The sequence below is a fragment of the Ruegeria sp. HKCCD6647-2 genome, from assembly GCF_057221075.1.
This window is the reverse complement of sequence record NZ_JBWVBD010000006.1, coordinates 25,292-52,052: the sequence shown is the minus strand read 5'-3', so window position 1 is coordinate 52,052 and position 26,761 is coordinate 25,292. Positions and strand designations below refer to the sequence as shown.

Below are 26,761 nucleotides of genomic sequence, written 5' to 3'. Positions count from 1 at the left end.
TATGAGCCTAATGCGTCCAATCCGCTCTGCAAGCCGTTTTCAAAGGCTCATCGCCAGAACTCGGCTGATCTCGGTCAAGGAGCGCCCGGATTGTTCCATCCAGATGTTGAAAGCGTCCTGAACTGCTGTCATCGCTTTCTTCGACGTTGCGGGTTTGTCGATCACGCCTTCGGCGATCAGGCGGGCCGTGACATCTCGTGACAGGATGAAACTGTCACGCCCGGCAAACCGCATCGCGTACTGCGCAGACGCGCCGCCCAGCCGCGAGCCGCGCTTTGCCAGCATCGCAAGCAAACCGATGTAATCGGACGACGGCCACCCCCCAAGCACCTGTCCGGCACCACCTTCGTTCCGCAGTTCCAGCAGAAAGGCAGCGTTGTCGCGAACCGATGCGATCTTGGTGCCGTTTCGCACGATCCTTGTATCCTGAAGCAAGGCGTCGAATTTTTCGTCGTCCATGAACGCGCAACGCCCCACGTCAAAGCCGTCGAAAGCGGATTCGAACCCCTCCCATTTTGCTTCGATGACTTTCCAGTTAAAGCCGGCCTGAAAGACGGTCTTGCTGATCGTCGATAACCAACGGTCGTCAGATATCTCGGCCAGCTCTGCTTTGGATTTCGGTTTGACCAGTTTGCCTTCCAGAGCGTCCGACCCACCGTGGCGGTCCGCAGCCAAAGTATGGATTTCGTCGAAATGGCGCATGTCGGACCTCCTGTTTACCGGGAAGTGTTGCCCGTTTGTTCCGTTCTGGCAAGTGGGAATTTCAGGCGTCTGAGGCCGCCGGCGAAGTCGCAAATTCGCGATCGATGGTCGATCTGTGATTTTTGTAATTGACTAGTCAATCAATTTCCCGCAGCCTGCGACGAGAAACAAGCCAGATGCGCGCAAAGTGGTGCAGACGGGATGGGGAGGGTGACGATGGTTCTTCGGTCGGACAAAACGACCAAGCGGCCAACTGTTCTCTTTTCTTTTCCGACAGAATTTGTGCATGCTGCGACATGGTTTTGTAGTCGGAGAACACCTTGGTCGGGTTTTGCCTGTCACAAGGGGTCTTAAAGGAAAACAGGGAGTTAAACTGATGAAAAAACTAGGTGTAAGCCTTCTGGCGATGACCGTTGCCGGTGCTGCCAGCGCCGCCGACATGGGCGCTGTGGACGAGCCAATAAAACTGGCGATCAACGAATGGACCGGGCAGCACGTTACGACACATGTTGCCGGAGAGATGCTGAAAGCTGCGGGTTACAACGTCGAATACGTGACGGCCGGCATGATGAACCAGTTCCAGGCGTTGGCGGACGGCGACATCGACGCAACGCTGGAAATCTGGTCTTCGAACGTATCTGACGAATATGCCAAGAAAGTTGCCGAAGGCACTGTCGTCGAAATCGGTGATCTGGGGCTGGATGCCAAGGAAGGTATCGCATACCCGGCGCACGTTGCAGATCTGTGCCCTGGCTTGCCCGCGTGGGAAGCTCTGAAAGATTGTGCGCAGGTCTTCGCAACGGCTGAAACGTTGCCCGGCGGGCGCCTGGTTGACTATCCGGCGGATTGGGGCACACCGGGAGCTGATCGCATGGTCGGTCTCGAGCTGCCGTTCAAAGCCGTTCCGGCAGGTTCCGAAGGTGCATTGATCGCAGAACTTCGCGCTTCGACCGAGCGTAAATCACCGCTGCTGATCACTTTCTGGCAGCCGCACTGGGCGATGTCGGCCTATGACGTGCAATTCGTCGATCTGCCGGCAGGAGAAGAAGCTTGCTTTACCGATCCGGCATGGGGCCCAAACCCCAACGCGGTCAACGATTGCGACTTCTCTCCGTCCCGTATTTTCAAGGCCGGTTGGAGCGGGCTGGAGGAAAAGTGGCCTGCCGCCTACGAGATTCTGTCCAACTATCAGCTGGCTGTTGAAGACCAGCAGCCGATGATGGGCGCAATCGACGTGGATGGTGGTTCCGTTGAAGAAGTTGTTGCCGCCTGGATGACGGAAAACGAAGGTAAGTGGCGTCCGGTTGTCGACGCTGCAACACAGTGAGCTGACATAAGTGACTGAAGCGACTACGCCAGCCATCGCCTGCCAGAATCTCTGGCAGGTCTTTGGCCCCGGCGCTGACAAAGCCCTGACCGACGCGCTGTCTCGGTCAGGGAATGATGCCGACAAAGCCGCCGCTGACTTGCGCGACAACGGGTTCATTCCAGCCGTTCAGGATGCCAATTTTGAAGTCAGGGATGGCGAGTTGTTCGTCATCATGGGCTTGTCCGGGTCGGGCAAATCCACGCTGATCCGCTGTATTTCGCAACTTTTGCCGGGTACGGGCGGTGAGATTCGCGTCGATGGCGACAACGTCATTGGTGCCTCAAAGAAAAAGCTGACCGAACTGCGCCGCAAAAAGCTGGGGATGGTGTTTCAGCATTTCGGCTTGTTCCCGCATATGACAGTGGCCGAAAACGTAGCCTATCCGCTGCGTGTCCAAGGTGTCGGTCGCAAAGAGCGGCTTGCCCGCGCGCAAGAGGTTATTTCGCTGGTGGGTCTTGAGGGCCGCGAAGACAGTTTTCCCCGCCAGCTATCCGGTGGCCAGCGTCAGCGAGTAGGGATCGCGCGGTCTTTGGCCGTGAATCCCGATATCTGGTTTCTGGACGAGCCGTTCTCGGCGCTCGACCCGCTGATCCGCCGCCAGTTGCAGGACGAATTCCTGCGTATTCAGGCGACGCTGAAGAAATCCATCGTGTTTATTACCCACGATATCGCCGAGGCGCTGAAACTGGCAGACCGTATCGCCATTATGCGCGATGGCAAGATCGTTCAGATCGGTACGCCATCGGATATCGTGCTGCGCCCGGTCGACGACTATGTGCGAGAGTTTTCCAAGGACGTCGCAAAAGGCCAGCACGCCAAGGTCGCCTCGGTCCTGCATCACGGAGAAAGCGACTATGGCCCCGATGATCCCGGTCTGACGACGTCGATGACGCTGGACGCTGCTTTGGCGCATTGCATGGAACTTTATGAACCGGTGCCTGTACGGGACGAAAACGGCGCCATCGTTGGCACGGTCCACCCGTCCGATCTGGCGGCGGCCTTGCAGGTGGATGAAGCATGACCGCCCTTACTGATGTTTCGGTGCACAGGCATGCTCGAATGACGGCAGGAGCGCAGGCGGCTCTGATCACGCTGGTCGTTGGCGCGCTGTGCCTCGCGCTTGAGGGCGTCGCTCCGTGGCTGATCAAATGGCCTGCTTCTTTGGAGTTGCCCGCAACGGAATGGGTGGGTTCGTTTCTGGCCTGGTTCCTGAACGGTATCAAACCCGCCGCGCGACTGTTCTCGGATTTGATGGCATACCCGATGGACTGGGCCAATTTCGTGCTTGGCAATACACCCTGGCCGATCCTGATCGGCCTTGTTACAGCGCTGGGTTGGTATCTGGGCGGGCTACCGATGGCGGCGCTGGGTTTCTTCGGGCTCTGCTTTGTACTGGCCTCAGGCTATTGGGCCGAGAGCATGAATACGCTGGCCCTAGTCGCGGTATCTGTCCCTGTGGCGCTGATCGTCGGCGGTGCAATCGGTATCCTCGCCAACGAAGTCCCTCGGGTGAAATCGGTGGTACAGGCCGTCTTGGATGTCATGCAGACGGTTCCGACATTTGCCTATCTGACCCCGTTGTTGCTGCTGTTTGGATTTGGTCCCGTTGTGGGACTGATCGCTTCGGCTATTTATGCAGCCCCTCCGATGGCCCGCAACGTAATGCTGGGCCTCGAGCGGGTGGAGCCGGAAATCAAAGAGGCCGCCATTATGTCCGGCGGCAATCGGTTTCAACAGTTGTTTCAGGTCGAGATCCCCTCGGCCGCAACCCAGATCATGGTCGGCGTAAACCAATGCCTTATGGCAGCCTTGTCCATGGTCATCATCGCGGCCGTCATCGGCGGTTTCAATGACATCGGCTGGGAAGTCCTGCTGACCATGCGCAAGGCCCAGTTTGGGGAATCGCTGCTGGCCGGTCTGGTGATCGTGGTCTTTGCCGTCGTTATCGACCGCATGAGCGGGACCTTGGCCACCGAACGCAAGCGATACGACCAACGTGTCGTTTGGGCGGTACTGGGCTTCACTGTTCTGCTCACGGTCGCATTCTGGGCCTGGCTTCCGAACCCGTCTGAGCTGACCCTGCTGGACCCTCTTGCCGGCGCTGTTGATAGCGGCCTGACGGCGTTTACGCAAAGCAACGGCCCGTGGCTGGATGCGCTCAAGAACAACTCGATGTTTTATGTGCTACTCCCGTTGCGGATCGGCCTTGATCAGGCGGTGCTGCCGTTCACCTGGGGCTTTGCCTGGACACCAACGATGAGCTACGGCCTATTTGCCTTTGGTGCGGTGATCGCACTGGTGATGGCATGGCGCGGGCATCTGACCGGCGGGCTGGTGGTTCTGATCCTGATCGGAATGTTGGAAACGGGCATTGCCAACCTGCCGTGGCCCTTCGTATTGACCGGCGCCGCTGCTCTGGGCTGGGTCGCAGGCGGCTGGCGACTTGCGGCGATGTCGGTTGGGTTGCTGTGCACTATTCTCGTTTCGGGGCTGTGGGAGCGGGCATTGTTGTCGCTGTACCTCAGCGGTGCGGCGGTGTTTTCGTGTGCCGTGCTTGGTGGCCTGATCGGTCTGGCAAGTGCGGTTTGGGGACCGGTGTGGAATGTGGTTCGCCCGATCTGCGACATGTTGCAGACCATACCCTTGTTCGTGTTCCTGATTCCCGTGTTGATGGTGTTCCAGATCGGCGAGTTTTCGGCATTTCTGGCGATTTGTGCCTACGCGATCGTACCGATGATCCGCTACACCCGGCACGGTCTGGTGAACACGCCGGACGAGATGATGGAGGCCGCGATTTCCAGCGGCGCGACCGAGTGGCAGATCCTGCGTGACGTGCGTGCGCCTTACGCGGCGCCAACCATCCTGCTGGGTTTGAACCAGACCATCCTCTATGCCTTCGCCATGCTGGTCATTGCGGCGCTGATCGGCACGACCGGACTGGGTCAGTCAATCTATCTGGCACTGGGGCAGGCGGATGTGGGGCTCGGCATCTCCGCCGGTGCAGCCATGGCAATTCTTGCCCTGATCGCCGACCGAATGGTGCAGGGTTTCGCCGAGGAACGCCGGAAAGCGCTCGGCCTTTAAATCATGGCAGGGGCGGTGCGACCGCCCCTTTGCCCGGCTTGATTTCGGACAAGGACCAGAAGCAAACCGAGGTCTAAACCGGCGACAGTAAGTTCGGAGGCAACCATGGCCGGTTGGGGCATATTCTTCGCGGCTCTCATGACCTTTTTGCTCAGCCACGCCATTCCGGCACGTCCGGCTGTGCGGGGGTGGCTGATAGGTGTGTTTGGGCGGACTGGCTACTTTGCCGCCTATTCGGTCCTTTCTCTGCTCGTGCTGGCCTGGTTGATCCTTGCCGCCGCCAATGCGCCCTACGTCGAGGTGATCCCGCCCTATGCCGCATTGCGTTGGGCGCCGATCCTGATCATGCCTGTGGTGTGCTGGCTGGCAGTCGCCGGTCTGACCATACAAAATCCGTTTTCCTTCGGAGGCCTTGGAAGTGCATCATTTGACCCCGATCACCCCGGAATACTGCGCACGACCCGTCATCCAATCCTTGTGGCGCTAATGCTGTGGGCGATTGCGCATCTGCTGGCGAATGGCAGCCTGTCTCATGTGATCCTGTTTGGGTTGTTTGCCGGATTCGCGGGGCTAGGCATGGTCCTGGTTGATCGCCGCAAGGCACGGGATATGGGAGCTGATTGGTCCCGTCTGTCCAGAAACACCGCGCGCCTGTCGCTGCGCGCGCCCCGGCCATGGCCGCGCCTTTGGGTCTGGCTGGTCGCCGCCGCAGCATATGCGGCCCTCATCCACCTGCACGCATCCGTGATCGGCCTCTCAGCGCTGCCATAATGGTGCGGAGTGGTCGCGGAGCCCGTTGCGTGCTATCTGAAACGAAACACTGGAATTCTCTGAGGGTTTGAAGAATGAACCTGGCCTATGTCACTACTACCGATCGCGGAGCAACGGACCGATTGCTAAGCGCGGTTGCCGAACGCCTGCTGGCGAAGGGCGCCCGGTTGTCCGGCGTTGTGCAGACCAACACTGAATGCGCCGACAACACGAAATGCGATATGGATCTGCGGGTCCTGCCCGATGGCGACACGATCAGAATCTCGCAATCTCTGGGGGCAGAATCGCGCGGCTGTCGTCTGGACCCCGCGGCGTTGGAACAGGCGGTGGGCTATGTGACGGCATCGCTAAGTGAAGCGCCGCAACTTCTGATCGTCAACAAGTTCGGCAAACATGAAGCCGACGGTCGGGGCTTCCGTCCTGTGATTGGCGAGGCTTTGGCGCTGGATATCCCGGTACTGGTCGGCGTGAACAGTCTGAACGAGGATAAATTTCAGGACTTTACGGACGGAGCAGCGGAAGCTTTGGAACCGGATGTAGACGCGATTGTCGCGTGGTTCGACCGGATCGATGCGCTGCGCACCGCTGCAGAGTGACCCGCAGCCCCCCTAGCCGAAACGCGTAGCGGGTGCGCTGATTCAGTGCACCTCATTAGGAGTTTCACCCTTTCCGAGCTTCACGCGCGTGTGGATGCATCACGCATGGATGCTCTGTGTCGCCGTTCAAAGAAGGAGTGCTGTATGGAGGTTGGAGAATGGTGGGCGACCCTGGAATCGAACCAGGCGTGCGTCTCCGCGAGGGAGTTACAGTCCCCTGCCACACCTTGCGGCCTGTCGCCCACTGTCAGGCGTTGCACCTGACGTGGAGGCGTGATTACTAGCGCGCCTAAGGAGCGTCAACAGGAAAATTCCGCTTTGACGCAGGAAACGTATTCGTCGGCCCGGAGGCCCATGACATGAAGAAACCCAAATGGGTCGTCGAGAAGGAACAGGCGCGCAAAGCGGCGGCCTCGGAAACTGTTTGGCTGTTTGGATTGCACGCCGTGCGCGATGCGTTGATGAACCCGGACCGTAAGAAAATCCGCCTGATCGTGACCCGGAATGCGAGTGATAAACTGGCCGACGCGATAGAGTTTGCGGGGATCGACGCCGAGATGGTGGACCCGCGCAAATTTACCGCTCCTATCGATCCGGGTTCGGTCCATCAGGGTGCAGCGCTCGAAGTCAAGCCGCTGGACTGGGGTGGACTTGCGGAAAACTGTATCGGGCGCGAAAACCCACGCGTGCTGCTTCTGGACCGGGTGACTGATCCTCATAACGTCGGGGCGATCTTGCGCTCGGCCGAGGTGCTGGGGGCCAGTGCCGTAATCGGGACGCGACACCATTCCGCCCCGGAAACCGGCGCACTGGCCAAGACCGCCAGCGGGGCACTGGAAAGGCAGCCTTATCTGCGGGTCCGCAATCTGGCCGATGCAATCATCGAATTGCAGGGCATGGGCTTCCTGGTGCTCGGCCTGGACGGTGAGGCGGAGGAGACGATAGAAACGGCTCTTGAAGGGCGGCGAGACCGACCCGTGGCGTTGGTGCTGGGTGCCGAGGGGCCGGGACTGCGCCAAAAGACCAAAGAGACCGTGGATCAACTGGTTAAGATTGACGCGGCGGGTGGATTTGGGTCACTGAATGTCTCAAATGCGGCCGCGATTGCCCTATATGCATCGGGACGCAGATAGCAGGAGGTTCCAATTTCCACGCCGCCCAAAATCGCAACGTGCTGCTATTGCGGCACACGCGCAGCACTGGTTCTGAAAGGCAAGCAGCAGCACGAGCTGAGCTGCTCGAGCTGTGGTGCGCCACTGCATAACCTTAAGATGATGCCCAAGGCCAAGTTGGCAGAACGCAAACCAAAGCAGCCCTCAAAATACGAAAAAAGATACGACAGGCCGAAAAAGAAGAAGAAAAAGGGCCTTTTCTCGCGCGTACTTGATGAAGCCTGGGACGCGATCGAGGACGTATTCGACTGATCCGACTGGGTCTTGGCACGGTTGTTCACATCAACGTCATCGGGGGTTTCTACTGGTGCATGAAACATGCATGTTTAAACCTTCAAATTGATACTGAATGAATCGCTCATGTTGTCCAGACGCACATTTCTTTCTGCCCTGACATGTTCCGCTTTGGCGCCAATGGTCCGGGCGCAGACCATGCCGATGTTTTACGCGGCCGGCGGTGTGGCTGTGTCCGGCTATGATACCGTTTCATATTTCAGAACCACTGGCCCTGTAGCCGGGCGGCCTGAGATAGCCCTGATGTGGAAAGGGGCGACCTGGAAGTTCGTGTCCGAGGAAAACCGCGACCGGTTCGAGCGCAATCCACGCGCCTTTGCCCCTCAGTACGGCGGGTATTGCTCGTATGCCATGGCGAAGGGCAAACTCATCAGTTCGGACCCGCTGGCCTGGAGGATCGTCGACGGCAAGCTGTATCTGACGCACTCCCCAGCAATCGAACAGATTTGGCAGCGAAATGTGGGTAAGTTCATCCGTCAGGCTGACAAGAACTGGCCGGGCATTCTGTATCAATGATCGGCGGGTTTCCGCTTTTCGTGATATGTCATCACAAAAATGCGCTCCCCCTCTTTTTTTTACCGAACTCGTGCTTAAATGTCACAGTGACCGCGGAACGGAACTGCCGCGGGTCATTTCACTGTCCCTCGTTCCAACAACTGGCGCCCAGGAACTCCTGGGCGCTTTTTTCTTTTAGCCGGTACGGTTAGGGTGCCGACATGCCTGATTATTCCGACAAATACCTGAAATCCATTTTGCAGCGCACAAAGGTTGTTGCCGTTGTAGGTGTGTCCCTGAATCCGGTGCGGCCCAGTTATTACGTCGCGCGGTACCTGTCGCTCAAAGGGTATTCAGTGATCCCGGTAAACCCCGGGCATGCAGGCAAGGTTCTTTTCGGGAAAACGGTGCGCGGGTCCCTATCGGATATTACAGAAACTGTTGATATGGTGGATATTTTCCGGCGCTCTGAAGCCGTGCCGCCAATTGTTGATGAGGCGTTGGAGGTATTTCCTGACTTAAAAACGATCTGGATGCAAATCGGCGTCGAAAATCAAAAGGCGGCTGAGAAAGCGCAAGCGCGCAGCATCGATGTGATCATGAACCGCTGCCCCAAGATCGAATACCAACGCCTGTTTGGCGAATTGCGAATGGGTGGCTTTGCTACTGGTGTGATATCGTCGAAGCTCTGAGACCTTAGCCGCCTGGCAGCGGCTTCAGGCGTGCCACTTGTTCCTTGCGGCGCTTTTCCAACACAACCTCGCGTGGAACCCATTCATAGCGCGTATCCTCGGACAGCGGAGCCCAGAACAGGACGCCTCCGTAACGCCAGGGGTCCAGAACCACCCCGTCATACATGGTTTCTCCCCGGCGGCTGATAATGGCAGTGCTGTGATCGATTCGGAACGGATTGTCCGCATTGGCGATTGCGCGATGTAGCGTCAGGGTTTGAAAATTCTCCTGTTTCAGCCTCCGCTCGATATCTTCGGCCCAGTGCCAACAGAGGCCGCGGGGGCGCAATCCCTTGTTAACCTTGGCATTGTGGATCAATGGTGGGTCGGTAATCTGGTATTCCTGCACCAGCTGCGCAGTATAGGAATAAGCAATGCTGGCGGCACGATCCGCTTCTTCCGGATCGATGTCCGGCCCCAGGCCTTGGATTTGGGTTGAAAGCCGTTGAACATCATCGCTGCCGGCTGGGGGCGGGGTGGAACAGGCGCCAAGTGCTACAAGGGCAAACAGCGCCAGTGCATATGCCAAAGGTCTGATCATTCCTGCACCCTCAGATTGTCGCGCCAGCGCGCGTCAGCCCGAGTATAAAGACCGAGGCCTGACACCGGAACCCGCCGGGTCAATTGTCTGGACGAGTGGCCTTTTCCGCGATGCCGCTGACGCCCTGACGTCGCGCCAGTTCCTGCAAAACGGCATCCAGAGATACGTCGCGTGCGGCCAGCATGACCAGCAGATGATAGAGGACATCAGCCGCCTCGGCAGTCAGTTTATCAGAGTCACCCTTGACGGCTTCGATGATGGCTTCGATTGCCTCTTCCCCGAATTTCTCGGCGCATTTCTCGGGTCCCTTGGCCAGCAGTTTGGCGGTCCAACTCGACTCCGGGTCCGCGCCTTTGCGGGTTTCGATGGTCGCTGCGAGGTCGTGAAGAATGTTCATGTCAGCCTCATCGGGATGCCTGCGGCGGCCATGTGCTCCTTGGCCTCGCGGATCGTGTATTCGCCAAAATGAAAAATCGAGGCCGCCAGAACTGCACTGGCTCCACCTTCGGTAACACCTTCGACCAGGTGGTCAAGATTACCCACACCGCCTGACGCGATCACCGGTACATCCACCGCGTCCGAGATGGCGCGGGTGATAGGCAGGTTGAACCCGGCCTTGGTGCCATCGCGATCCATCGAAGTCAGCAGGATTTCACCTGCGCCTTTGGCGACGACGGTCCGGGCATATTCAACCGCGTCGATGCCGGTGGGTTTGCGCCCGCCATGGGTGAAAATCTCCCACTTGCCGGGGCTGACGGTCTTGGCGTCAATCGCGCAGACGATGCACTGGCTGCCGAACTGATCCGCGGCCTCGGCTACGACGTCCGGGTTCGCTACGGCAGCAGAGTTAAAGCTGACCTTGTCCGCACCCGCCAGCAGCAGCGCGCGAACGTCATCCTTGGTCCGAACGCCGCCGCCGACCGTCAGCGGTACAAAGCACTGTTCGGCCGTGCGTTGCACCACATCGAACATGGTGCCCCGGTTTTCGTGGGTGGCGTGGATGTCCAGAAAGCAGATTTCGTCCGCGCCCGCGGCGTCATAGGCCTTGGCCGATTCCACCGGGTCGCCTGCGTCGCGCAGACCCACGAAGTTCACACCTTTGACCACGCGGCCATCAGCGACATCCAGGCAGGGAATGATCCGGGTTTTCAACATGGCGCATCCTTTGTTGCCGCACCTCTACCGGCAAACCCCCGCCGATGCCAGAGTTGTGATTGTCACTCGCACGAAAGCCGTGAAAAATGGCCACTAATTCATCAGGAGATCAATGTGATGCGTAAACTCTTTTTGACGACCACATTTATTTTTGGAAGCGCTGCCACAGCGATGGCCGACGACATAATCAAGGTAAATACCGCCAAATCGGTGTCCGATGCGATGGATGCCCTCGAAGCCGCCGTGGGTAATGCCGGGGCGACCGTTTTTGCGCGCGTAGATCACGCTGCAGGTGCCGAAAAGGTAGGTATGACGATCCCGGCCAATCAAGTTCTGATCTTTGGCAATCCTGCGCTGGGCACACCAGCGATGCAAATCGACCCACGCGCCGGGCTGTTCCTGCCTCTGAAAGTGCAGGCTTACGAGGATGAAAACGGTCAGGTCTGGCTAGCCTATGAAGACCCACAAGAGACCATGGACGAACTTGATGCGGTCGAAAACTCGCCTGTGATCGAAAAAATGCGCGGCGCGCTGGCCAAACTGACCTCGGCCGCCGCGCAGTAACTCAGTTCAGGGCGCGAATGGCTTCGGCCAGGTCAATCGCGCCATCATAAAGCGCGCGGCCTGATATCGCGCCGTTCAGTTCTACTCCGCAGTCGCGCAGGGCGATCAGGTCGTCCAATGAACTGACGCCGCCTGAGGCGATAACGGGGATGGATACAGCCCGTGCAAGCGCTGCGGTGGCCTCGACATTCGGGCCCTGCATTGCGCCGTCGCGATTGATGTCGGTGTAGATGATCGCGGCCACGCCGGCGTCCTCAAAACGACGTGCCAGATCGGTGACCTGAACGTTGGTTTCTTCGGCCCAGCCCTTGGTGGCGACCATACCGTTGCGCGCATCGATGCCTACTGCAACTTTTCCGGGGAAGGCTTTGGCCGCATCCCGCACCAGATCGGGGTTTTCGACAGCGACTGTGCCCAGGATGACGCGCGCCAGACCTTTGTCGATCCAGGTTTCGATCGTGGCCATATCGCGGATACCGCCACCCAATTGGGCGGGCACGTTGCAGGCCTTCAGAATCGCTTCGACGGGGGAGGCGTTGACCGGCTCACCAGCAAAGGCGCCGTTCAGGTCGACGAGATGCAGCCATTCGCATCCAGCCTCGACAAAGGCACGCGCCTGCGCGGCGGGGTCTTCGTTGAAGACCGTGGCTTTATCCATTTCTCCGCGCAACAGGCGCACGGCCTGGCCGTCTTTGAGGTCGATTGCGGGGTAGAGGATCATTTTGCGCGGCCCTATATTTCAGTTACACGCGCGGGATATCGCACAAGCGGGGCAGGGGATGCAACGCGACGCAAAGTCAATCTTGCCCGATTGCAGTCAGGCGGCCAGAGTGGCCAAAACAGGGAGAATATCATGAAGACATTCACAATTGCGGCTGCATTTGCTGCCCTGGCCACCAGCGCCATTGCAGCCGATCCGGTCGATGGCCTATGGAAAACGCAGCCGGGCGATACCGGCGGTTACCTGCACGTTTCGATTGCCGAGTGCGGCAGTGCCATTTGCGGCACCATCGACACCGCATTCGATAAAGATGGCAACGAGCAGCTGGAATACGAGAACCTCGGGAAGCAGATCATCTGGGACATGATTCCGGAAGGCGACGGCAAGTATGACGACGGCAAGATCTGGGCGCCCGACCGCGACAAAACCTATAGGTCGAAAATGGAGCTGGACGGGCAGAATAAGCTGACAGTCAAAGGCTGTGTTGCCGGTGGCCTGGTCTGCCGCGGCCAGACCTGGACGCGCGTTCAGTAACCCGTCACGGGGCCCAGGTCAGAAAGTTACCAATCATACGCAGCCCCACGTCCTGACTTTTTTCGGGGTGAAATTGCATGCCGACCATCGTGTCGCGGCCAATCACGGCCGTGACTTCCTGACCGTAATCCACATAGGCCAGACGTTCCGCATGCTCGTTGACCCGGAAGTGGTAGGAGTGGACGAAATAGACATGGTCGCCGGATTTCACCCCGTCAAACACCGGGTGGGTGTTTTCCAGCACCAGATCGTTCCATCCCATATGCGGCACCTTCAGGGTGTGGTCTGCCGGTTCGATCCGCACTACATCGCCTTCAATCCAGTCCAACCCATCGGTTTCGCAATATTCATGGCCCTTGGAGGCCATCAGTTGCATCCCGACGCAGATACCCAGAAACGGTCGGCCTTTCTGTTCGACGGCCTCGACCATCGCGTCGTGGATGCCTTTGTGCCCGCGCAGCTCGGACGCACAGGCGGGAAAGGCCCCGTCGCCCGGTAAAACAAGACGGTCCGCGCGCGCGACAACTTCTGCATCCGAGGTGACAACGACTTCACCCGCATCCAACTCACGCGCCATACGTTGAAACGCTTTCTCGGCGGAATGCAGGTTGCCACTTTCGTAGTCGATTATTGCGGTGAGCATTTACAGCGCGCCCTTGGTGGACGGGATCGCATCCGCCTTGCGCGGATCGGTCTCGACCGCCTGACGCAGTGCACGGGCCACCGCTTTAAAGGCCGCTTCGGCGATGTGGTGGCTGTTGAACCCGTGAAGCTGATCGATATGCAGAGTGATGCCGCCATGGGTACTGAGTGCCTGAAAAAACTCTCGCACCAGCTCGGTGTCGAACGTCCCGATTTTTGACGTCGGCAGGTCCACGTTCCAGATCAGGAATGGACGGCCCGAAAGGTCGAGGGCGCACCTTACCTGCGCGTCGTCCATGGGCAAGTGACACTCGCCGTAACGGCGGATGCCCTTCTTGTCGCTCAATGCTTGCGTCAGAGCCTGACCCAGCGCGATGCCGGTATCCTCGACCGTGTGGTGGTCATCGATGTGGTAATCGCCTTTGGCCCGGATCGTCATGTCGATCAGCGAATGGCGCGCCAACTGGTCCAGCATGTGATCGAAAAAACCTACACCGGTCTGGTTGTCATATGTGCCGGTGCCGTCCAGATTGACCTCGACCGAGATATCCGTCTCGGCGGTCTTGCGGCTGATCGAAGCGGTGCGCATGGGCGATTTCCTTTTGCTACAGGCGCGCTTATAGACGGGCTGGGGCAGATTGATCCAGCCCAAGCTTGGCTATCGATACAATCTGTTGCAGGGGATTGCACCTACGGGCCCGCCATGCCAGCCTGCCGGCAACTCAACCAACAGGGCCATACCATGTCCACCTGCGTATTCATTCAGATCCGTTGCAAGCCGGGCACAACATACAAGGTTGCCGAAGACATCGCGCTGCGGGAAATTCATTCCGAGCTTTATTCGACCAGCGGCGAATATGACCTGCTGCTGAAACTCTACATCCCCGAGTCTCAGGATGTAGGCCATTTCATCAACGAAAACCTGCTGACGATTCCGGATATCGAGCGATCGCTGACGACGATGACGTTCAAGGCGTTTTGACGTTCAGCCCAGCTCGAACGTCGTAATACCGAAGATCTTGTCCAGATCGATGTCTGGCGCGTGGCTGGAATACATGCGACCGGTCTCAAAAACTTTGGTCAATCCCAACTGGGCGGCCAATTTCATCGCCTGTCCGTTCGGGTTTGGCATGTCGATAAACATCTCGGCGCCCATCTCGTCTTCCGGGATGGTTGACAACAACGACACCAAGAGGGCCTGCGCTATTTCGGAATCGTCCGCGAATAAGGGTCCGACTTTGTAGCCGCTCAGGCATCGCCGCACGGTCGCATAGCCTTTTATGCGCCCGTTCTCCCGATAGACGCGGGAAACATGGTTTGGTGCGTCCAGCCAGGCTTGCAGGAACGTATCACGCGGTGCAGGAAACAAGTTCCGATCATACTGTTTAAGCTCGTCGGTCACGGCGCTCAATGGTGTAATCTGGTTGGTGTGAGCGCGCGCCAAGCCCTGCAAAACATCGCCGACAGTACCGGCGAAGCGGTAATTGTCATAGGCCAGGGTGAAGCCGAACTTGCGATAATTGTCCTGTTGTTCGACGACACCATCCATGCCCATGTTTCGCTCGCCGCAATGTGCCTTGACTGCTTCGGCCACCTGAATACCGTATCCCGAGCCGCGAAATTCGGGCCGCACAATGTAGAAGCCCAAAAACGAATAACTGTCATCGTAATTGACCGCCGAGGCCGATGCGATCATCTCTCCATCCAGAAACCCGCCCTTGAACCCTTCGGGATCGGAGCTATGAAAACAAACCGCGTCATGAAGCCCGGGGTTCCACCCTTCGTGACCCGCCCAGTCCACAGCCCTTTGCAGTTCTGCCGCTGTCAACGCGCGAATTTCATAATCCGGCATGGGCGCATCTCCTTCGTGATTGCGACTGAAATCACAATGGAGCAACGTCCGGGAAAGAACCAGTATGTTCGGAGTGTTTGGTATCTGGAGCGGGCGAGGCGATTCGAACGCCCGACCCTAACCTTGGCAAGGTTATGCTCTACCCCTGAGCTACGCCCGCATCAGATACAATTCGACCCAATGGTCTCTCAATGGAGCGGGCGAGGCGATTCGAACGCCCGACCCTAACCTTGGCAAGGTTATGCTCTACCCCTGAGCTACGCCCGCGCCGTTGAGTGAGGAGGGATGTATAAATTCCAACGCGGGGCTGCAAGCGGAAAAACACAAAAAGCCGAAAAATCTTTGGCGACAGAAATTGTGAACTTGCGCGTTAAAGACCCAGTGAATTGCAAAACAAGAATAGTGGAGGAAAGCTGATGGCGAGGTTCGAGAGTGTGAAAATGGTGGCCCTGACCGCATTGATATTGCTGGCCATGGCTTTGTGCAAAACCCGCGAAGATCAGTTGGGTAAGGTCGACCCGATCCTGAAACAGCCGCCCGAGGTCGAAATGCGCGTTTTGACCGGGTAGGGCGGGCCAGCGCCCATTGTCGGTACGTCAAGTCGCCAGTGCGAGGTTCGCCATCGCTGCGACCAGAATTGCCGCAAAGGTCAGGAACATGCCGATCTGTCGCAGAATCACGATTTGCGGCGTGCGACCGAAGCCATAGGCATGAAGAAGGCGACCAGCCAGCAGCATCAGCCCCAACAGGTTCAGCAACAGTCCTACAGCGCCCTGTAGCTCGGCCATGGCAATCAGAAGTAGGGCAAACGGCGCATATTCCGCACAATTGGCCTGGGTGCGCATCGCTTTGATCATCGTCTTATTCCCATGGTCTCCCACCGAGATCTTGCCACTTCGACGGTGCAGGATGACATTGACGCTGAGCGCGACGTAAAGAAATGCAATCAGGGCCGCGTAGATTGGTGTGATGGTCAGCATAAGTAGCCTTTCAATGCGCAACAAAAAAGGACCGCGCAGTTTCCCGCACGGCCCAATAATTCTAATTCGATCTGTAGTTTATTCCAGTTCGACGAGAAGGTCTTTCGCGTCAATCTGGCCGCCGGGCTGGACGTGGACCGCCTTGACTACCGCGTCGCGTTCGGCGTGGATGCCGGTTTCCATCTTCATCGCTTCGATGGTCAGCAGCAGATCGCCTTCTTTGACTTCCTGCCCTGCGTTGACCGCAACGGTCGCCACGACACCGGGCATCGGAGCGCCGATATGATTGGCGTTGCCAGCTTCGGCCTTGGGGCGCTGCGCGGTTGAGGCCTTGACCAGACGATTTGGCACCCGGATCACCCGCGGCTGACCGTTGAGCTCAAAGAACACTTTGACCTCACCGTTTTCGTCGGTTTCGCCAATGGCCTGGCAGCGGATCTCCAATGTCTTGCCCGGGTCAATTTCCGCGGTGATTTCTTCGCCAGGCTCCATGCCGTAGAAGAAGGTGCGGGTGGGCAATGTCCGGACCGGGCCATAAACCCGATGGCGCCCCATGTAATCCAGGAACACCTTGGGATACATCAGATAGCCATTCAGGTCCTCGTCATCGACCTCTTTGCCTTCCAACTGCTTGGACAGCTCGGCGCGCGTGGCCTCAAGGTCTACAGGGGGGACATCCTTGCCGGGGCGGTCTGTGTTGGGCGCTTCGTCCTTGAGCACCTTCTTGACGATGGTGTCGGGAAACCCACCCGGAGGCTGGCCCAGATTGCCGCGCATCATGTCCACGACCGAGTCCGGGAATGCCACGTCTGTGCCGGGATCCTCGACCTGCTCGCGCGTCATGTTCTGGCTAACCATCATCAGCGCCATGTCACCGACCACCTTGGACGACGGCGTCACCTTCACGATGTCGCCGAACATCTGGTTCACGTCCGCATACATCTGAGCGACCTCGTGCCAGCGCTCTTCCAACCCCAGCGAGCGCGCCTGCGCCTTGAGGTTGGTGAACTGACCACCGGGCATTTCGTGAAGATAAACCTCAGAAGCCGGTGCCTGCAGGCTGGATTCGAAGGCCGCGTACTGGCCGCGGACGGATTCGAAGTAGTCGCTGATTTCGCGGATGGCCTTGATGTCCAGCCCGGTGTCGCGGTCGGTATGGCGCAGCGCCTCGACCACTGTACCAAGTGTTGCTTGGCTCGTGTTGCCCGAGAAGCTGTCCATGGCGCAATCCACAGCATCCACACCGGCTTCGGACGCAGCCAGAATGGTCGCGCTGGCGATACCGGCCGTGTCGTGGGTGTGGAAGTGGATCGGCAAGCCGACCCCTTCCTTCAGTGCGCGGATCAAAACCCTGGCTGAGGCCGGTTTCAGCAGGCCCGCCATGTCCTTGAGGCCCAGCACATGGGCGCCGGCGTCACGCAGTTCCTTCGCCATGCCGACATAATATTTCAGGTCATACTTGGCGCGATCCGGGTCCAGGATATCACCGGTGTAGCAGACGGTACCTTCGCAAATCTTGCCGTTCTCAATGACCGCATCCATGGCGACACGCATGTTTTCGACCCAGTTCAGCGAGTCGAACACGCGGAAAACGTCGATGTTTCTGGATGCCTGACGGACGAACTCCTGCACGACGTTATCGGGATAGTTCGTGTAGCCAACCCCGTTCGCCCCGCGCAACAGCATCTGCGTCATCAGGTTCGGCATCGCCTCGCGCAAATCTCGCAGACGTTGCCAAGGGCATTCCTGCAGGAAGCGGTACGCCACGTCGAACGTTGCACCGCCCCAGCATTCGACCGAGAACAATTGCGGCAGGTTCGCCGCATAGCTCGGCGCCACCTTGATCATGTCGATCGAGCGCATCCGGGTCGCCAGCAGCGACTGGTGACCGTCGCGCATGGTGGTGTCGGTAATCAGCAGTTGCCGCTGCGCCTTCATCCAATCGGCGACAGCTTGCGGTCCCTTCTGTTCCAGCAGATTGCGGGCGCCCATCCGCGGCTCGGCCTTCGGCGCAGGGGCCTTGGCCTCTTTCAGATCGGTGCGCGGGGCGGGGCGGTCCTTGGTCTCGGGGTGACCATTGACCGTGATGTCCGCAATATAGGTCAGGACCTTGGTCCCGCGGTCGCGGCGCTTCTTGAACTGGAACAGGTCCGGGGTCTCATCGATGAACTTGGTGGTGTATTCATTCGACAGGAAAGTCGGGTGTTTCAACAAGTTCTCGACAAATGCGATGTTGGTGCTGACACCGCGCACACGGAATTCACGCAGCGCGCGATCCATTCGTGCGATTGCTTTTTCAGGCGTCGGCGCCCAGGCGGTGACCTTGGTCAGCAGCGAGTCGTAGTACCGCGTAATCACACCACCCGCATAGGCGGTACCGCCATCCAGACGGATGCCCATGCCAGTGGCCGAGCGATAGGCGGTGATGCGGCCATAGTCGGGGATGAAATTGTTGAGCGGATCTTCCGTCGTCACACGCGTCTGCAGCGCGTGGCCGTTCAGACGAATCTCGTCCTGGCTGGCCTTGCCGGTCGCTTCTGCCAGAGTTTTACCCTCGGCGATCAGGATCTGAGCCTGAACGATGTCGATACCGGTGACTTCCTCGGTGACTGTATGTTCAACCTGAACGCGCGGGTTCACTTCGATGAAGTAGAATTTGCTTGTGTTCATATCCATCAGGAACTCGACAGTCCCGGCGCACTCATAGTTCACATGCGCGCAGATACGGCGGCCAAGCTCGCACAGTTCGGCGCGCTGGTCTTCGCTCAGGTAAGGGGCGGGCGCGCGTTCTACGACCTTCTGATTGCGGCGCTGGACTGAACAGTCGCGCTCGTACAGGTGGTAGATCTCGCCGTGCTTGTCGCCCAGGATCTGCACTTCGACATGGCGGGCGCGGGTGATCATCTTTTCCAGATAACCCTCGCCATTGCCAAAGGCGGCTTCGGCCTCGCGCCGACCTTCCAGCACTTTTTCTTCCAGTTCATCCTCGGACAGGATCGGGCGCATGCCCCGACCGCCGCCGCCCCAGGACGCCTTGAGCATCAGCGGATAGCCGATTTCTGCCGCCTCGGACTTGATGGCGTCCATATCGTCGCCCAGCACTTCGGTGGCAGGGATGACTGGAACGTCAGCGGCAATCGCAACCTTCCGCGCGCTGGCCTTGTCGCCAAGCGCGCGCATGGTTTCGGCCTTGGGGCCGATGAAGGTGATACCGTTCTTGACACAGGCATCGACAAAATCCGGGTTTTCCGACAGCAGCCCGTATCCGGGGTGGATGGCATCGGCGCCGCACTCTTTGGCGACGCGAATGATCTCGTCAATTGACAGATATGCGGCCACCGGCCCCAAACCTTCGCCGATGCGGTAAGCCTCATCCGCTTTGAAGCGATGCAGGCCCAGCTTGTCCTCTTCGGCAAAGACAGCAACGGTGCGCTTGCCCATCTCGTTGGCAGCGCGCATCACGCGAATGGCAATCTCGCCGCGGTTGGCGATCAGGATTTTCTTGAAGTCGGTCATCTCTGGTCCCGGTCTTTTAGGTGTGGCCGTGTTGATAGAGCGAGATTATGCGCAGGGATATCAGTTCTTCTGGGTAGAACCGGCATGTTAACGCTCGCAAACGCCACTTGTTCGCGCTGACCTTTTAGCGATGCGGCAATGCAGCATCAATCTTTTGAACGATTCGAGCTTAGTTTTTTACCAAAGGTTGCGATTCCGGCCTTCTTGGGTGGCCTTGGAGTGTCAGAGTGAAACAGAATGGGTCAGCGTCTTCATCAAATTCATGGACAATGATTCGTGCCTTCCACCACCCTTTGACGGTCGAATATCGGACAACGCTGATCTTTCAAACCCGGTGCCAGCGGTGCATCGGACCTGTCCATGAGGTCAACGGCTATGCGGCCGATGCAGGCGGGGTTGGTTCTTCCTTTTGCTTGGTTTTGACTCCCGAGGTGCCAGCAACTGCCGAACCAGCCACCTGAACCTGATTTCTTCCTTTGTCCTTTGCAGCGTACAGGGCGTCATCCGCAGCACGCATCAGATCTTGAGGCATGGTTCCATGCGCAGGGTAATGCGCAACCCCAACCGAAATGGTGATGCGTGGCAATGATTTCTCACCATAGCGCACCGTCACGGCTTCGACCGCCTGCCGCAGGTGCTCTGCGCGGGTGCTTGCTTCCTCGGGGCTGTTGTCGGGCAGGATCAGCATAAACTCCTCTCCGCCAATGCGGCAGGCGATTTCGTCCCGGTCGCATCCTTGTTCCAGTGCGGACCCCACAGCTCGCAGGACCATATCGCCCGCATCGTGACCATGCGTGTCGTTGAACTTCTTGAAATGATCCACATCCACCGCGATTAGGCTGAGCCGGGCCCCCGTCTGCTGACTGCGGCCGATCGCCTTGCGTAGCGTTTCCGTCATATGCCGGCGGTTGAACAGCCCGGTCAGAGGGTCGCGGACCGACTGGTCGTGCAACTGATCCCGCATCCGCACGTTGGCAATGGCCATGCTGATTTGTTCAGCGCAGAGTTGCGCGAGTTTCTTGCTGGAATGAAACTCCTCACCGCGGCCCTCATGAGCACGCAAGTGAAGCAGTCCAACAGTCTCTCCATGGGCGAGGATCGGAAAGCAGAAATAGGGACGCCCGTCATGGGGTTCTGCATGCTCGCAGACGAAATCGATTTCCGAGGCTCCGAATTCATAAGTTCGACCTCGCCGCAAACCCCAGCAGCCTTCCGGATGTATATGGGCTTTGTGGGCGCCACCGTTCCAACTGGCGCATCCGTCCAAAACGTCGCGTGAATTGGAGTACACGTAAACACTGCCCTCAGCCTCGGGCAGAATGTGTGTCATAAAGCGCGAGACCATATCGAACAGTTCGTCCAGAGAGCGGCTGGATTGCAACCATTCGTTCAACTCGCCCAACAAGCGCACCTCGCGCGCCAGACGCAGCTGGTCGTCCACCAAATCACGCTCTTTCGCGGCCCGAACACGCAAGTCGCGCATCTGACGGCGATTTGTGCGGTAGATGACCAGCACAACAGCGGTCAAAGCCAGCAGGGCTACGCCGCACAGGACCGCCAGCGAAAGACGGGCCCGCAGGATGAACAGGTTCCGCACTTGCGTGATGTCCGTGTAAAATTCAATCGCGCCCAGAAAGCGCCCGTCTTGCAGAACAGGGACATAAATTTCAGCCACGTGGCGCGTTGTGCTACCCGCGTTATGCTGCAGGTCAGGGTTGAAAGCATCGACGTCGGTAAGTGGCTTTTCTTCGTGTTTGTAGAAGATGTTGCCGGCGGCGACGATCGCTTGGAAATAAGGTTTGTTCGCCGTTTCCCCGATGTCCGCCCTGCGCGTCGACCAAACGACTTGTCCGGTGCTGTTGAAAAGTTTGAAACGATAGATGTCGGATGTTGCGGGCAAAAGTTCCAGAAATTCCTCGTCATGCCCATCCAATTCACCAGTTCGAAATGTCGCTTCGACTTCGCCCAAATGTGAGATGACCTGCTGTTTCAGCTGCATGGCGCGGTAACGGAGATCGGATTCCAGCATTCGATCCACCAGCGGAGCGGGCAACGTGAATATGCCCCAACCTGCAATACCCGTCAGACCGATCAGCATCAGCGCGATTGCCACTGCCTTTGCTTTGGGCATATCGCCCGGCTTGCTGTCGTTTTGCATGTCTTGTGCTCCCGCATCCACCGGACCAGCATCACAAGCGCGGTTTGACAGAGTCTTAACGCGGTCGTCTGAATGTATGGAAAGATTGTTAAAATTGACCACATTGAACTGAATATGTTTCGGCGAACAAGCCGTGAACAAACCCTTTCCCTCGGCGCTTATCCAGCGTAGTTTGAGGCCATGAGCAGTTTTGATGAAACGGACGCCTTCGAGGGCGCATCGCTGTCGGCACGCGCCATGGCCGCGCGCCCCGCGCCATATCTGGATGAATTGAATACGGCGCAGCGCGAGGCGGTTGAACGCCTGGACGGTCCGGTTCTGATGCTGGCAGGCGCGGGAACCGGCAAGACAAAGGCGTTGACCGCACGAATTGCGCATCTTTTGTCCACCGGGCGGGCGCGACCCAATGAAATCCTGTCCGTGACCTTCACCAACAAGGCCGCGCGCGAGATGAAAGAACGGGTCGGACGTCTGTTAGGCCAGCCGGCAGAAGGTATGCCCTGGCTCGGCACTTTTCATTCAATCTGTGTCAAGCTGCTTCGACGCCACGCAGAGCTGGTGGACTTGAAATCGAACTTTACGATTCTGGATACAGATGACCAACTTCGCCTGCTCAAACAATTGGTTCAGGCCGCAAATATCGACGACAAGCGCTGGCCCGCTCGGATGCTGGCCAGCATCATCGATGACTGGAAGAACCGCGCGCTGACCCCAGAGAAAGTGCCCGCTGCAGATGCCGGGGCATACAACAGCAGGGGCGTCGAGCTTTATGCGCAATACCAGACACGGTTGCGCGAACTGAATGCTGTGGATTTTGGTGACCTGCTGTTGCATATGGTCACGATCTTTCAATCTCATTCGGATGTTCTGGAGCAATACCAGCGCTGGTTTCGGTACATCCTTGTGGACGAATACCAAGATACGAACATTGCCCAATACCTGTGGCTTAGGCTGCTGGCGGGCGGACACAAGAATATCTGTTGCGTTGGTGACGACGACCAGTCGATCTATGGCTGGCGTGGTGCCGAGGTGGGCAACATCCTGCGGTTCGAAAAGGACTTTCCTGGTGCCTACGTTGTTCGGCTCGAGCAGAACTATCGCTCGACCCCGCATATTCTGGCGGCGGCATCGAACGTTATCCGGGGCAATGAAAGCCGTCTTGGTAAGGAACTCTGGACCGACCAGAAGGAAGGCGAAAAGGTTCGCCTGATCGGCCATTGGGATGGCGAGGAAGAAGCGCGCTGGATCGGGGAAGAAATCGACGCGATGCAGGGCGGCACGCGCGGTGTGCGGCCAATGAACCTAGACGAAATTGCCATTCTCGTGCGTGCCAGCCACCAGATGCGCGCCTTTGAGGATCGCTTTCTTACCATCGGCCTGCCTTATAAGGTGATTGGCGGACCTCGGTTTTACGAGCGGATGGAGATTCGCGATGCCATGGCCTACTTCCGGCTGGTGGTCAGCCCCGAGGATGATCTGGCCTTCGAGCGGATCGTGAACACGCCAAAACGCGGCTTGGGCGACAAGGCACAGCAGACGATCCAATTGACCGCGCGGGAAAACGGTGTGTCCCTGGTGGATGGCGCTCGGATCGCGGTGGATCAGGGATTGATCAAGGGCAAAGGCGGCGTGGCACTCAGGCAATTGATTGACGGTGTCACCCGGTGGAATGCCATGACCCGTGGACCGCGGATCGAGATTGAAGATGACTCGGTGATCGACGATGGCACCTCGCCGGCCCGCTATGGCGAACCGGAGCACAACCATATCGAACTGGCACAGATCGTCCTGGATGAATCCGGCTATACCGCGCATTGGCAGAATGACAAGACGCCCGAGGCACCGGGGCGGCTGGAGAACCTCAAGGAACTGGTCAACCAGTTAGACAATTTCGAGAACCTGCAAGGGTTTTTGGAGCATGTAAGCCTCGTCACGGATAACGAGCAGGAATCAGATGGGGCAAAGGTCTCGATCATGACTTTGCACGCCGCCAAGGGTTTGGAATTTCCAGCAGTCTTCCTGCCAGGGTGGGAGGACGGACTGTTCCCCTCGCAACGGTCGATGGATGAATCGGGACTTAAAGGCCTCGAGGAAGAGCGTCGCCTTGCCTATGTCGGCATTACCCGCGCGGAAGAGGTCTGCACGATTTCGTTTGCGGCCAACCGGAGGGTGTTTGGGCAGTGGCAGAATTCGATGCCATCGCGTTTCATCGACGAATTGCCCGAGGATCACGTGGAAGTTCTGACACCGCCGGGCCTCTATGGCGGTGGGCAAACCGCAGCCAGTATCGAAACCCGAGCGGCCGAAGCGAATGTATACAACTCGCCCGGTTGGAAGCGGATGCAGGCGCGGCAGGGCCAGTATGGCATGTCTCAACCGCGCGAAAGCAGAAATACCGTGATCGACGCGACCGCTGTCGCCAGCTTTACGCTGGGCGAGCGTGTGTTCCATCAGAAATTTGGCTATGGCGCGGTGGTCGGAATCGAAGGCGACAAGGTAGAGGTCGACTTTGACAAGGCCGGCATCAAGAAAGTCGTCTCGCGGTTTTTGTCTGCTAAGGATGACGTGCCCTTCTGAAAGATCAAATACCCTCGACCAGTACCATGTTTGTTGTTGCCGTCGCTTTCCGGATTTCCGCAAGCGCGATGTAATCCGGATCGTTCTTCCATGCGTGAGCGGCAGCAAGGTCAGGAAATTCCATAAGGACGATCCCGCCCTCGGGCCAAGTGCCTTCAATCAGATCGACGGGCTTGGATGAAACCGTCAGCAACCGGCCGCCGTGTCGGTCGAATATCGGCATGAACCCCTCAAGGTAGCCTTGGTAGTTTTCGGGATCGTGAATGTCGATCTGAGCGATGAAATAGGCGGGCATGGGTGGCTCCGGTGCAAAGGGATATGACCCGATCATACAGCGGCATGCGCAAAAGAAAAAACGGCGGTTCCCAGGGAGGAGGAGGGGGAACCGCCGTTCTTTTCAACACCGGGGCAGGGAGGAGGAAAGCCCCGATGTATCCGAACCCGGGTTACAGCCCGGTATGAGGAAGACGCGGCGACGCCAGGGAGGAGGAGGGCGTCACCGCGCGCTTTCAACATCGGGAAAGGGAGGAGGAGTACCCGATGCATCTGCGTCCGGCGTTCAAAGCCGGTATTAAGTGCGGCAGCGTCAGGGAGGAGGAGAGACGCTGCCGCTGAAATACAGACCCAAAGGGAGGAGGTGGGCCTGATCTCGGTTGTTCGTTTCGCGCTTAATGCGCTGCGTAGTCTTCGGTTGCCTGCAGCGCGACACGGCGGATCATTGACCGGTGCAGGCCCAGATCGGCCAGCTCACGGTTGGACAATGCCGACAGTTCGTTCACCGTCTGGCGATAGATCCGGTAGCGGACAAAGCGGGTTTTCATCGCTTCGATCAGTGACGCCAGGACGTTTGTGTGTGTGCCTTTCAGGGCGGAAATGTTGCTTGCTGCTGCCATCGTCTTATTCCGGTAACTCGTGTCTTGCACCGGTGCGTCCGGCGCTTGCTTGAGACTGAAAATAAGCGAATGCTGCGATTGCACAATAGCGGGTGTCATCAATGCTGCTATGCAGCAAATGCATAGATATCATTATGTTGCCTGCGGACAGCGCAAGCCGCCTTAAAAACAGGGATTTGCAGCATGGTCATGCCCCTTGCGCGCATGTTTGGGGAGAGGGGGCGTGCGATTTGTTTAGGCGGATGCGGTTGAAATCTGGGCTGATTGAGAACTGGACGACGGCGCTGGTGCCTTAATTGCTGGGATTGATTTGGTGCTATGGGAATTCATGGGCCGATACCTTCTAAGGTGCGGTTGGCTAAATTCCTTACCAGGCGCGGTGGGTGATTCGGCGGAAACCGAGGTCAAAACTAAAGTCAGTGTTAGTTCTGGCGGGACTTTTCGAAAAATTCTGGGAAATTGTGGGAAAAATCTGATTCCTGTCGATGCGCATACATCTTGTGTTGTTGGAATCCACAAGGGCAATTTGTGGTGCGATTTGCGCTAAATCTTGTGATTCTGTGAGGCCTCATTGTCTTCGCATTATAGCGGTTTCCCAAAAATGACTATTGATTTCCATGAATTCCCATGCCATCCCTTATACATCCGATGAGGACGAGGCACATGGGGCACCAAACGACCCCGAACCAAAAAGACTAATTCAGGTTTCATACAGGCATCTCGCTTTCATCACTCAAGAGATCCGGCGCGCGGGCGAGCAGACATCCCCCCAGGTGGCGCGCGCAGCTGGACATCCCGCAAAGCGGGTCAATGCGGCGGGTTGATCAGTGGCAGCAGATCAACCCGCCGTTTTTCATCCGGGGGAACGTGAATTTGGGTGGGGCGCAAGCGAAAGGGACAGTCGTCTTGGCGCGCAGGTTTAGAGGTGAAAGCCACCACAAGGTGGACACGAAGGGCAGGGTGTCGATCCCGGCTTCGTTTCGTCGTGTGCTGGAAGCCTCTGACCCAAACTGGCAGCCCGGTGACAATCCCGAACTGGTGATCGTCTATGGCGACCACCGAAGGAAATACCTTGAGTGCTACACGATGGAGGCCATCGACGAGGTTGATGCCAAGATCGATGCGCTCCCACGCGGTTCGATGCAGCGTAAGATGTTGCAGCGCATGTTCCATGGTCAGTCTTTCCCGACCAATGTGGACGAAACCGGACGGCTGGTGCTGCCCGCGAAGTTGCGCACCAAAATCGAGCTTGAGGGCGAGGCGTTTTTTATCGCTGCCGGTGATACATTTCAGATTTGGAAACCCGAGACCTACGAGGCCGAAGAACTGGCAGCAGCCGAAGAATGGCTGGATGATCTGCCGGACGACTTCGACCCGATGGAGTTCCTCGACGGAACCGGGGATGCGTGACGGC

28 protein-coding genes and 3 tRNA genes are annotated in these 26,761 nt (G+C 58.0%); 14 read left to right on the top strand and 17 right to left on the bottom strand.

Annotated features, from left to right (window positions below):
• Window positions 1-39: 39 nt before the first annotated feature.
• Window positions 40-702 (bottom strand): DNA-3-methyladenine glycosylase I, encoded by a 663-nt coding sequence (locus AC2TDJ_RS16340; protein WP_480843738.1) that lies wholly within the window; start codon window positions 700-702, stop codon window positions 40-42.
• 376 nt (window positions 703-1,078) lie between these two features.
• Here AC2TDJ_RS16340 and AC2TDJ_RS16335 point away from each other — a divergent pair, with 376 nt between their 5' ends.
• The 5 genes from AC2TDJ_RS16335 to AC2TDJ_RS16315 all read left to right on the top strand — a co-directional run bounded on the left by AC2TDJ_RS16335 (window position 1,079) and on the right by AC2TDJ_RS16315 (window position 6,522).
• A complete protein-coding gene (locus AC2TDJ_RS16335; RefSeq protein WP_480843737.1) occupies window positions 1,079-2,029 on the top strand; it encodes an ABC transporter substrate-binding protein in 951 nt (316 codons plus the stop codon).
• A gap of 10 nt (window positions 2,030-2,039) precedes the next feature.
• The gene (locus tag AC2TDJ_RS16330) at window positions 2,040-3,092 is read left to right on the top strand and encodes a quaternary amine ABC transporter ATP-binding protein (RefSeq protein ID WP_480843736.1); all 1,053 of its coding nucleotides are present in this window, start codon (window positions 2,040-2,042) and stop codon (window positions 3,090-3,092) included.
• The gene (locus AC2TDJ_RS16325) at window positions 3,089-5,155 is read left to right on the top strand and encodes an ABC transporter permease (protein ID WP_480843735.1); all 2,067 of its coding nucleotides are present in this window, start codon (window positions 3,089-3,091) and stop codon (window positions 5,153-5,155) included. The genes AC2TDJ_RS16330 and AC2TDJ_RS16325 overlap by 4 nt, the downstream gene beginning before the upstream one ends.
• Window positions 5,156-5,260: 105 nt before the next feature.
• Window positions 5,261-5,926: an NnrU family protein gene (locus AC2TDJ_RS16320; RefSeq protein WP_480843734.1), complete on the top strand. Its 666-nt coding sequence runs from the start codon at window positions 5,261-5,263 to the stop codon at window positions 5,924-5,926.
• A gap of 74 nt (window positions 5,927-6,000) precedes the next feature.
• Complete coding sequence (locus tag AC2TDJ_RS16315; RefSeq protein WP_480843733.1) at window positions 6,001-6,522, top strand: DUF2478 domain-containing protein; 522 nt, start codon at window positions 6,001-6,003, stop codon at window positions 6,520-6,522.
• Window positions 6,523-6,681: 159 nt separating this feature from the next.
• On the opposite strand, the gene AC2TDJ_RS16310 is transcribed toward AC2TDJ_RS16315, so the two are convergent.
• Window positions 6,682-6,765 (bottom strand) — tRNA-Tyr (locus AC2TDJ_RS16310).
• Window positions 6,766-6,881: 116 nt separating this feature from the next.
• Between AC2TDJ_RS16310 and rlmB the strand changes: the two genes are divergently transcribed.
• Entirely contained in the window at window positions 6,882-7,655 is a 774-nt protein-coding gene (gene rlmB, locus AC2TDJ_RS16305; RefSeq protein ID WP_480843732.1) for a 23S rRNA (guanosine(2251)-2'-O)-methyltransferase RlmB, read from the top strand.
• Between the two features lie 44 nt (window positions 7,656-7,699).
• Here the strand turns inward: rlmB and AC2TDJ_RS16300 are convergent, their stop codons facing one another.
• Window positions 7,700-8,014 (bottom strand): hypothetical protein, encoded by a 315-nt coding sequence (locus tag AC2TDJ_RS16300; RefSeq protein ID WP_480843731.1) that lies wholly within the window; start codon window positions 8,012-8,014, stop codon window positions 7,700-7,702.
• A 40-nt stretch (window positions 8,015-8,054) separates the two neighbouring features.
• On the opposite strand from AC2TDJ_RS16300, the gene AC2TDJ_RS16295 reads away from it, so the two are divergent.
• Window positions 8,055-8,504, top strand: coding sequence for a YHS domain-containing (seleno)protein (locus tag AC2TDJ_RS16295; protein WP_480843730.1), 450 nt, complete (start codon window positions 8,055-8,057; stop codon window positions 8,502-8,504).
• A 200-nt stretch (window positions 8,505-8,704) separates the two neighbouring features.
• Window positions 8,705-9,175, top strand: coding sequence for a CoA-binding protein (locus AC2TDJ_RS16290; RefSeq protein WP_480843729.1), 471 nt, complete (start codon window positions 8,705-8,707; stop codon window positions 9,173-9,175).
• A gap of 4 nt (window positions 9,176-9,179) precedes the next feature.
• Here AC2TDJ_RS16290 and AC2TDJ_RS16285 read toward each other — a convergent pair whose 3' ends face one another.
• The 3 genes from AC2TDJ_RS16285 to hisF all read right to left on the bottom strand — a co-directional run bounded on the left by AC2TDJ_RS16285 (window position 9,180) and on the right by hisF (window position 10,910).
• Window positions 9,180-9,755, bottom strand: a complete 576-nt coding sequence (locus AC2TDJ_RS16285) for a hypothetical protein (protein WP_480843728.1) — start codon at window positions 9,753-9,755, stop codon at window positions 9,180-9,182.
• Window positions 9,756-9,834: 79 nt separating this feature from the next.
• Complete coding sequence (locus AC2TDJ_RS16280) at window positions 9,835-10,152, bottom strand: phosphoribosyl-ATP diphosphatase (RefSeq protein WP_480843727.1); 318 nt, start codon at window positions 10,150-10,152, stop codon at window positions 9,835-9,837.
• A complete protein-coding gene (gene hisF / locus AC2TDJ_RS16275; RefSeq protein WP_480843726.1) occupies window positions 10,149-10,910 on the bottom strand; it encodes an imidazole glycerol phosphate synthase subunit HisF in 762 nt (253 codons plus the stop codon). The genes AC2TDJ_RS16280 and hisF overlap by 4 nt, the downstream gene beginning before the upstream one ends.
• 171 nt (window positions 10,911-11,081) lie before the next feature.
• Here hisF and AC2TDJ_RS16270 point away from each other — a divergent pair, with 171 nt between their 5' ends.
• Window positions 11,082-11,474, top strand: coding sequence for a DUF302 domain-containing protein (locus tag AC2TDJ_RS16270; RefSeq protein ID WP_480843999.1), 393 nt, complete (start codon window positions 11,082-11,084; stop codon window positions 11,472-11,474).
• 1 nt (window position 11,475) lies between these two features.
• Here the strand turns inward: AC2TDJ_RS16270 and hisA are convergent, their stop codons facing one another.
• Window positions 11,476-12,195: a 1-(5-phosphoribosyl)-5-[(5-phosphoribosylamino)methylideneamino]imidazole-4-carboxamide isomerase gene (gene hisA / locus AC2TDJ_RS16265; RefSeq protein WP_480843725.1), complete on the bottom strand. Its 720-nt coding sequence runs from the start codon at window positions 12,193-12,195 to the stop codon at window positions 11,476-11,478.
• 132 nt (window positions 12,196-12,327) lie between these two features.
• On the opposite strand from hisA, the gene AC2TDJ_RS16260 reads away from it, so the two are divergent.
• Window positions 12,328-12,729, top strand: a complete 402-nt coding sequence (locus AC2TDJ_RS16260; protein ID WP_480843724.1) for a DUF2147 domain-containing protein — start codon at window positions 12,328-12,330, stop codon at window positions 12,727-12,729.
• A gap of 4 nt (window positions 12,730-12,733) precedes the next feature.
• Here AC2TDJ_RS16260 and hisH read toward each other — a convergent pair whose 3' ends face one another.
• Window positions 12,734-13,372, bottom strand: coding sequence for an imidazole glycerol phosphate synthase subunit HisH (gene hisH, locus AC2TDJ_RS16255; protein WP_480843723.1), 639 nt, complete (start codon window positions 13,370-13,372; stop codon window positions 12,734-12,736).
• The gene (gene hisB / locus AC2TDJ_RS16250; protein ID WP_480843722.1) at window positions 13,373-13,960 is read right to left on the bottom strand and encodes an imidazoleglycerol-phosphate dehydratase HisB; all 588 of its coding nucleotides are present in this window, start codon (window positions 13,958-13,960) and stop codon (window positions 13,373-13,375) included.
• A gap of 153 nt (window positions 13,961-14,113) precedes the next feature.
• Here hisB and AC2TDJ_RS16245 point away from each other — a divergent pair, with 153 nt between their 5' ends.
• Entirely contained in the window at window positions 14,114-14,353 is a 240-nt protein-coding gene (locus AC2TDJ_RS16245; protein ID WP_480843721.1) for an Lrp/AsnC ligand binding domain-containing protein, read from the top strand.
• Window positions 14,354-14,356: 3 nt separating this feature from the next.
• Here AC2TDJ_RS16245 and AC2TDJ_RS16240 read toward each other — a convergent pair whose 3' ends face one another.
• The 3 genes from AC2TDJ_RS16240 to AC2TDJ_RS16230 all read right to left on the bottom strand — a co-directional run bounded on the left by AC2TDJ_RS16240 (window position 14,357) and on the right by AC2TDJ_RS16230 (window position 15,490).
• On the bottom strand, window positions 14,357-15,223 hold the full coding sequence (locus AC2TDJ_RS16240) for a GNAT family N-acetyltransferase (RefSeq protein WP_480843720.1): 867 nt from the start codon (window positions 15,221-15,223) through the stop codon (window positions 14,357-14,359).
• A gap of 85 nt (window positions 15,224-15,308) precedes the next feature.
• Window positions 15,309-15,383 (bottom strand) — tRNA-Gly (locus AC2TDJ_RS16235).
• Window positions 15,384-15,415: 32 nt separating this feature from the next.
• Window positions 15,416-15,490: transfer RNA gene (locus AC2TDJ_RS16230), tRNA-Gly, on the bottom strand.
• A gap of 149 nt (window positions 15,491-15,639) precedes the next feature.
• Here AC2TDJ_RS16230 and AC2TDJ_RS16225 point away from each other — a divergent pair.
• Window positions 15,640-15,792 (top strand): hypothetical protein, encoded by a 153-nt coding sequence (locus AC2TDJ_RS16225; protein ID WP_480843719.1) that lies wholly within the window; start codon window positions 15,640-15,642, stop codon window positions 15,790-15,792.
• A 27-nt stretch (window positions 15,793-15,819) separates the two neighbouring features.
• Here AC2TDJ_RS16225 and AC2TDJ_RS16220 read toward each other — a convergent pair whose 3' ends face one another.
• The 3 genes from AC2TDJ_RS16220 to AC2TDJ_RS16210 all read right to left on the bottom strand — a co-directional run bounded on the left by AC2TDJ_RS16220 (window position 15,820) and on the right by AC2TDJ_RS16210 (window position 21,877).
• Entirely contained in the window at window positions 15,820-16,203 is a 384-nt protein-coding gene (locus AC2TDJ_RS16220) for an MAPEG family protein (protein ID WP_480843718.1), read from the bottom strand.
• 78 nt (window positions 16,204-16,281) lie between these two features.
• Entirely contained in the window at window positions 16,282-19,719 is a 3,438-nt protein-coding gene (locus tag AC2TDJ_RS16215; RefSeq protein WP_480843717.1) for a pyruvate carboxylase, read from the bottom strand.
• Between the two features lie 373 nt (window positions 19,720-20,092).
• A complete protein-coding gene (locus tag AC2TDJ_RS16210; protein ID WP_480843716.1) occupies window positions 20,093-21,877 on the bottom strand; it encodes a sensor domain-containing diguanylate cyclase in 1,785 nt (594 codons plus the stop codon).
• A gap of 180 nt (window positions 21,878-22,057) precedes the next feature.
• Between AC2TDJ_RS16210 and AC2TDJ_RS16205 the strand changes: the two genes are divergently transcribed.
• The gene (locus AC2TDJ_RS16205) at window positions 22,058-24,454 is read left to right on the top strand and encodes an ATP-dependent helicase (protein WP_480843715.1); all 2,397 of its coding nucleotides are present in this window, start codon (window positions 22,058-22,060) and stop codon (window positions 24,452-24,454) included.
• 4 nt (window positions 24,455-24,458) lie between these two features.
• Here AC2TDJ_RS16205 and AC2TDJ_RS16200 read toward each other — a convergent pair whose 3' ends face one another.
• Together AC2TDJ_RS16200 and AC2TDJ_RS16195 are read right to left on the bottom strand one after the other, a co-directional pair.
• Window positions 24,459-24,749: a DUF1330 domain-containing protein gene (locus AC2TDJ_RS16200; RefSeq protein WP_480843714.1), complete on the bottom strand. Its 291-nt coding sequence runs from the start codon at window positions 24,747-24,749 to the stop codon at window positions 24,459-24,461.
• 373 nt (window positions 24,750-25,122) lie between these two features.
• A complete protein-coding gene (locus AC2TDJ_RS16195; RefSeq protein WP_480843713.1) occupies window positions 25,123-25,347 on the bottom strand; it encodes a DUF1127 domain-containing protein in 225 nt (74 codons plus the stop codon).
• A 906-nt stretch (window positions 25,348-26,253) separates the two neighbouring features.
• Between AC2TDJ_RS16195 and mraZ the strand changes: the two genes are divergently transcribed.
• Complete coding sequence (gene mraZ / locus AC2TDJ_RS16190) at window positions 26,254-26,757, top strand: division/cell wall cluster transcriptional repressor MraZ (protein WP_480843712.1); 504 nt, start codon at window positions 26,254-26,256, stop codon at window positions 26,755-26,757.
• The last annotated feature ends 4 nt before the right edge of the window (window positions 26,758-26,761 follow it).

Coding starts and splice junctions, on each gene's coding strand:
- AC2TDJ_RS16340 (WP_480843738.1), bottom strand. CDS start 702: ATGCGCCATTTCGACGAAATCCATACTTTGGCTGCGGACCGCCACGGT.
- AC2TDJ_RS16335 (WP_480843737.1), top strand. CDS start 1,079: ATGAAAAAACTAGGTGTAAGCCTTCTGGCGATGACCGTTGCCGGTGCT.
- AC2TDJ_RS16325 (WP_480843735.1), top strand. CDS start 3,089: ATGACCGCCCTTACTGATGTTTCGGTGCACAGGCATGCTCGAATGACG.
- AC2TDJ_RS16320 (WP_480843734.1), top strand. CDS start 5,261: ATGGCCGGTTGGGGCATATTCTTCGCGGCTCTCATGACCTTTTTGCTC.
- AC2TDJ_RS16315 (WP_480843733.1), top strand. CDS start 6,001: ATGAACCTGGCCTATGTCACTACTACCGATCGCGGAGCAACGGACCGA.
- rlmB (WP_480843732.1), top strand. CDS start 6,882: ATGAAGAAACCCAAATGGGTCGTCGAGAAGGAACAGGCGCGCAAAGCG.
- AC2TDJ_RS16300 (WP_480843731.1), bottom strand. CDS start 8,014: ATGTTTCATGCACCAGTAGAAACCCCCGATGACGTTGATGTGAACAAC.
- AC2TDJ_RS16295 (WP_480843730.1), top strand. CDS start 8,055: ATGTTGTCCAGACGCACATTTCTTTCTGCCCTGACATGTTCCGCTTTG.
- AC2TDJ_RS16290 (WP_480843729.1), top strand. CDS start 8,705: ATGCCTGATTATTCCGACAAATACCTGAAATCCATTTTGCAGCGCACA.
- AC2TDJ_RS16285 (WP_480843728.1), bottom strand. CDS start 9,755: ATGATCAGACCTTTGGCATATGCACTGGCGCTGTTTGCCCTTGTAGCA.
- AC2TDJ_RS16280 (WP_480843727.1), bottom strand. CDS start 10,152: ATGAACATTCTTCACGACCTCGCAGCGACCATCGAAACCCGCAAAGGC.
- hisF (WP_480843726.1), bottom strand. CDS start 10,910: ATGTTGAAAACCCGGATCATTCCCTGCCTGGATGTCGCTGATGGCCGC.
- AC2TDJ_RS16270 (WP_480843999.1), top strand. CDS start 11,082: ATGGCCGACGACATAATCAAGGTAAATACCGCCAAATCGGTGTCCGAT.
- hisA (WP_480843725.1), bottom strand. CDS start 12,195: ATGATCCTCTACCCCGCAATCGACCTCAAAGACGGCCAGGCCGTGCGC.
- AC2TDJ_RS16260 (WP_480843724.1), top strand. CDS start 12,328: ATGAAGACATTCACAATTGCGGCTGCATTTGCTGCCCTGGCCACCAGC.
- hisH (WP_480843723.1), bottom strand. CDS start 13,372: ATGCTCACCGCAATAATCGACTACGAAAGTGGCAACCTGCATTCCGCC.
- hisB (WP_480843722.1), bottom strand. CDS start 13,960: ATGCGCACCGCTTCGATCAGCCGCAAGACCGCCGAGACGGATATCTCG.
- AC2TDJ_RS16245 (WP_480843721.1), top strand. CDS start 14,114: ATGTCCACCTGCGTATTCATTCAGATCCGTTGCAAGCCGGGCACAACA.
- AC2TDJ_RS16240 (WP_480843720.1), bottom strand. CDS start 15,223: ATGCCGGATTATGAAATTCGCGCGTTGACAGCGGCAGAACTGCAAAGG.
- AC2TDJ_RS16225 (WP_480843719.1), top strand. CDS start 15,640: ATGGCGAGGTTCGAGAGTGTGAAAATGGTGGCCCTGACCGCATTGATA.
- AC2TDJ_RS16220 (WP_480843718.1), bottom strand. CDS start 16,203: ATGCTGACCATCACACCAATCTACGCGGCCCTGATTGCATTTCTTTAC.
- AC2TDJ_RS16215 (WP_480843717.1), bottom strand. CDS start 19,719: ATGACCGACTTCAAGAAAATCCTGATCGCCAACCGCGGCGAGATTGCC.
- AC2TDJ_RS16210 (WP_480843716.1), bottom strand. CDS start 21,877: ATGCAAAACGACAGCAAGCCGGGCGATATGCCCAAAGCAAAGGCAGTG.
- AC2TDJ_RS16205 (WP_480843715.1), top strand. CDS start 22,058: ATGAGCAGTTTTGATGAAACGGACGCCTTCGAGGGCGCATCGCTGTCG.
- AC2TDJ_RS16200 (WP_480843714.1), bottom strand. CDS start 24,749: ATGCCCGCCTATTTCATCGCTCAGATCGACATTCACGATCCCGAAAAC.
- AC2TDJ_RS16195 (WP_480843713.1), bottom strand. CDS start 25,347: ATGGCAGCAGCAAGCAACATTTCCGCCCTGAAAGGCACACACACAAAC.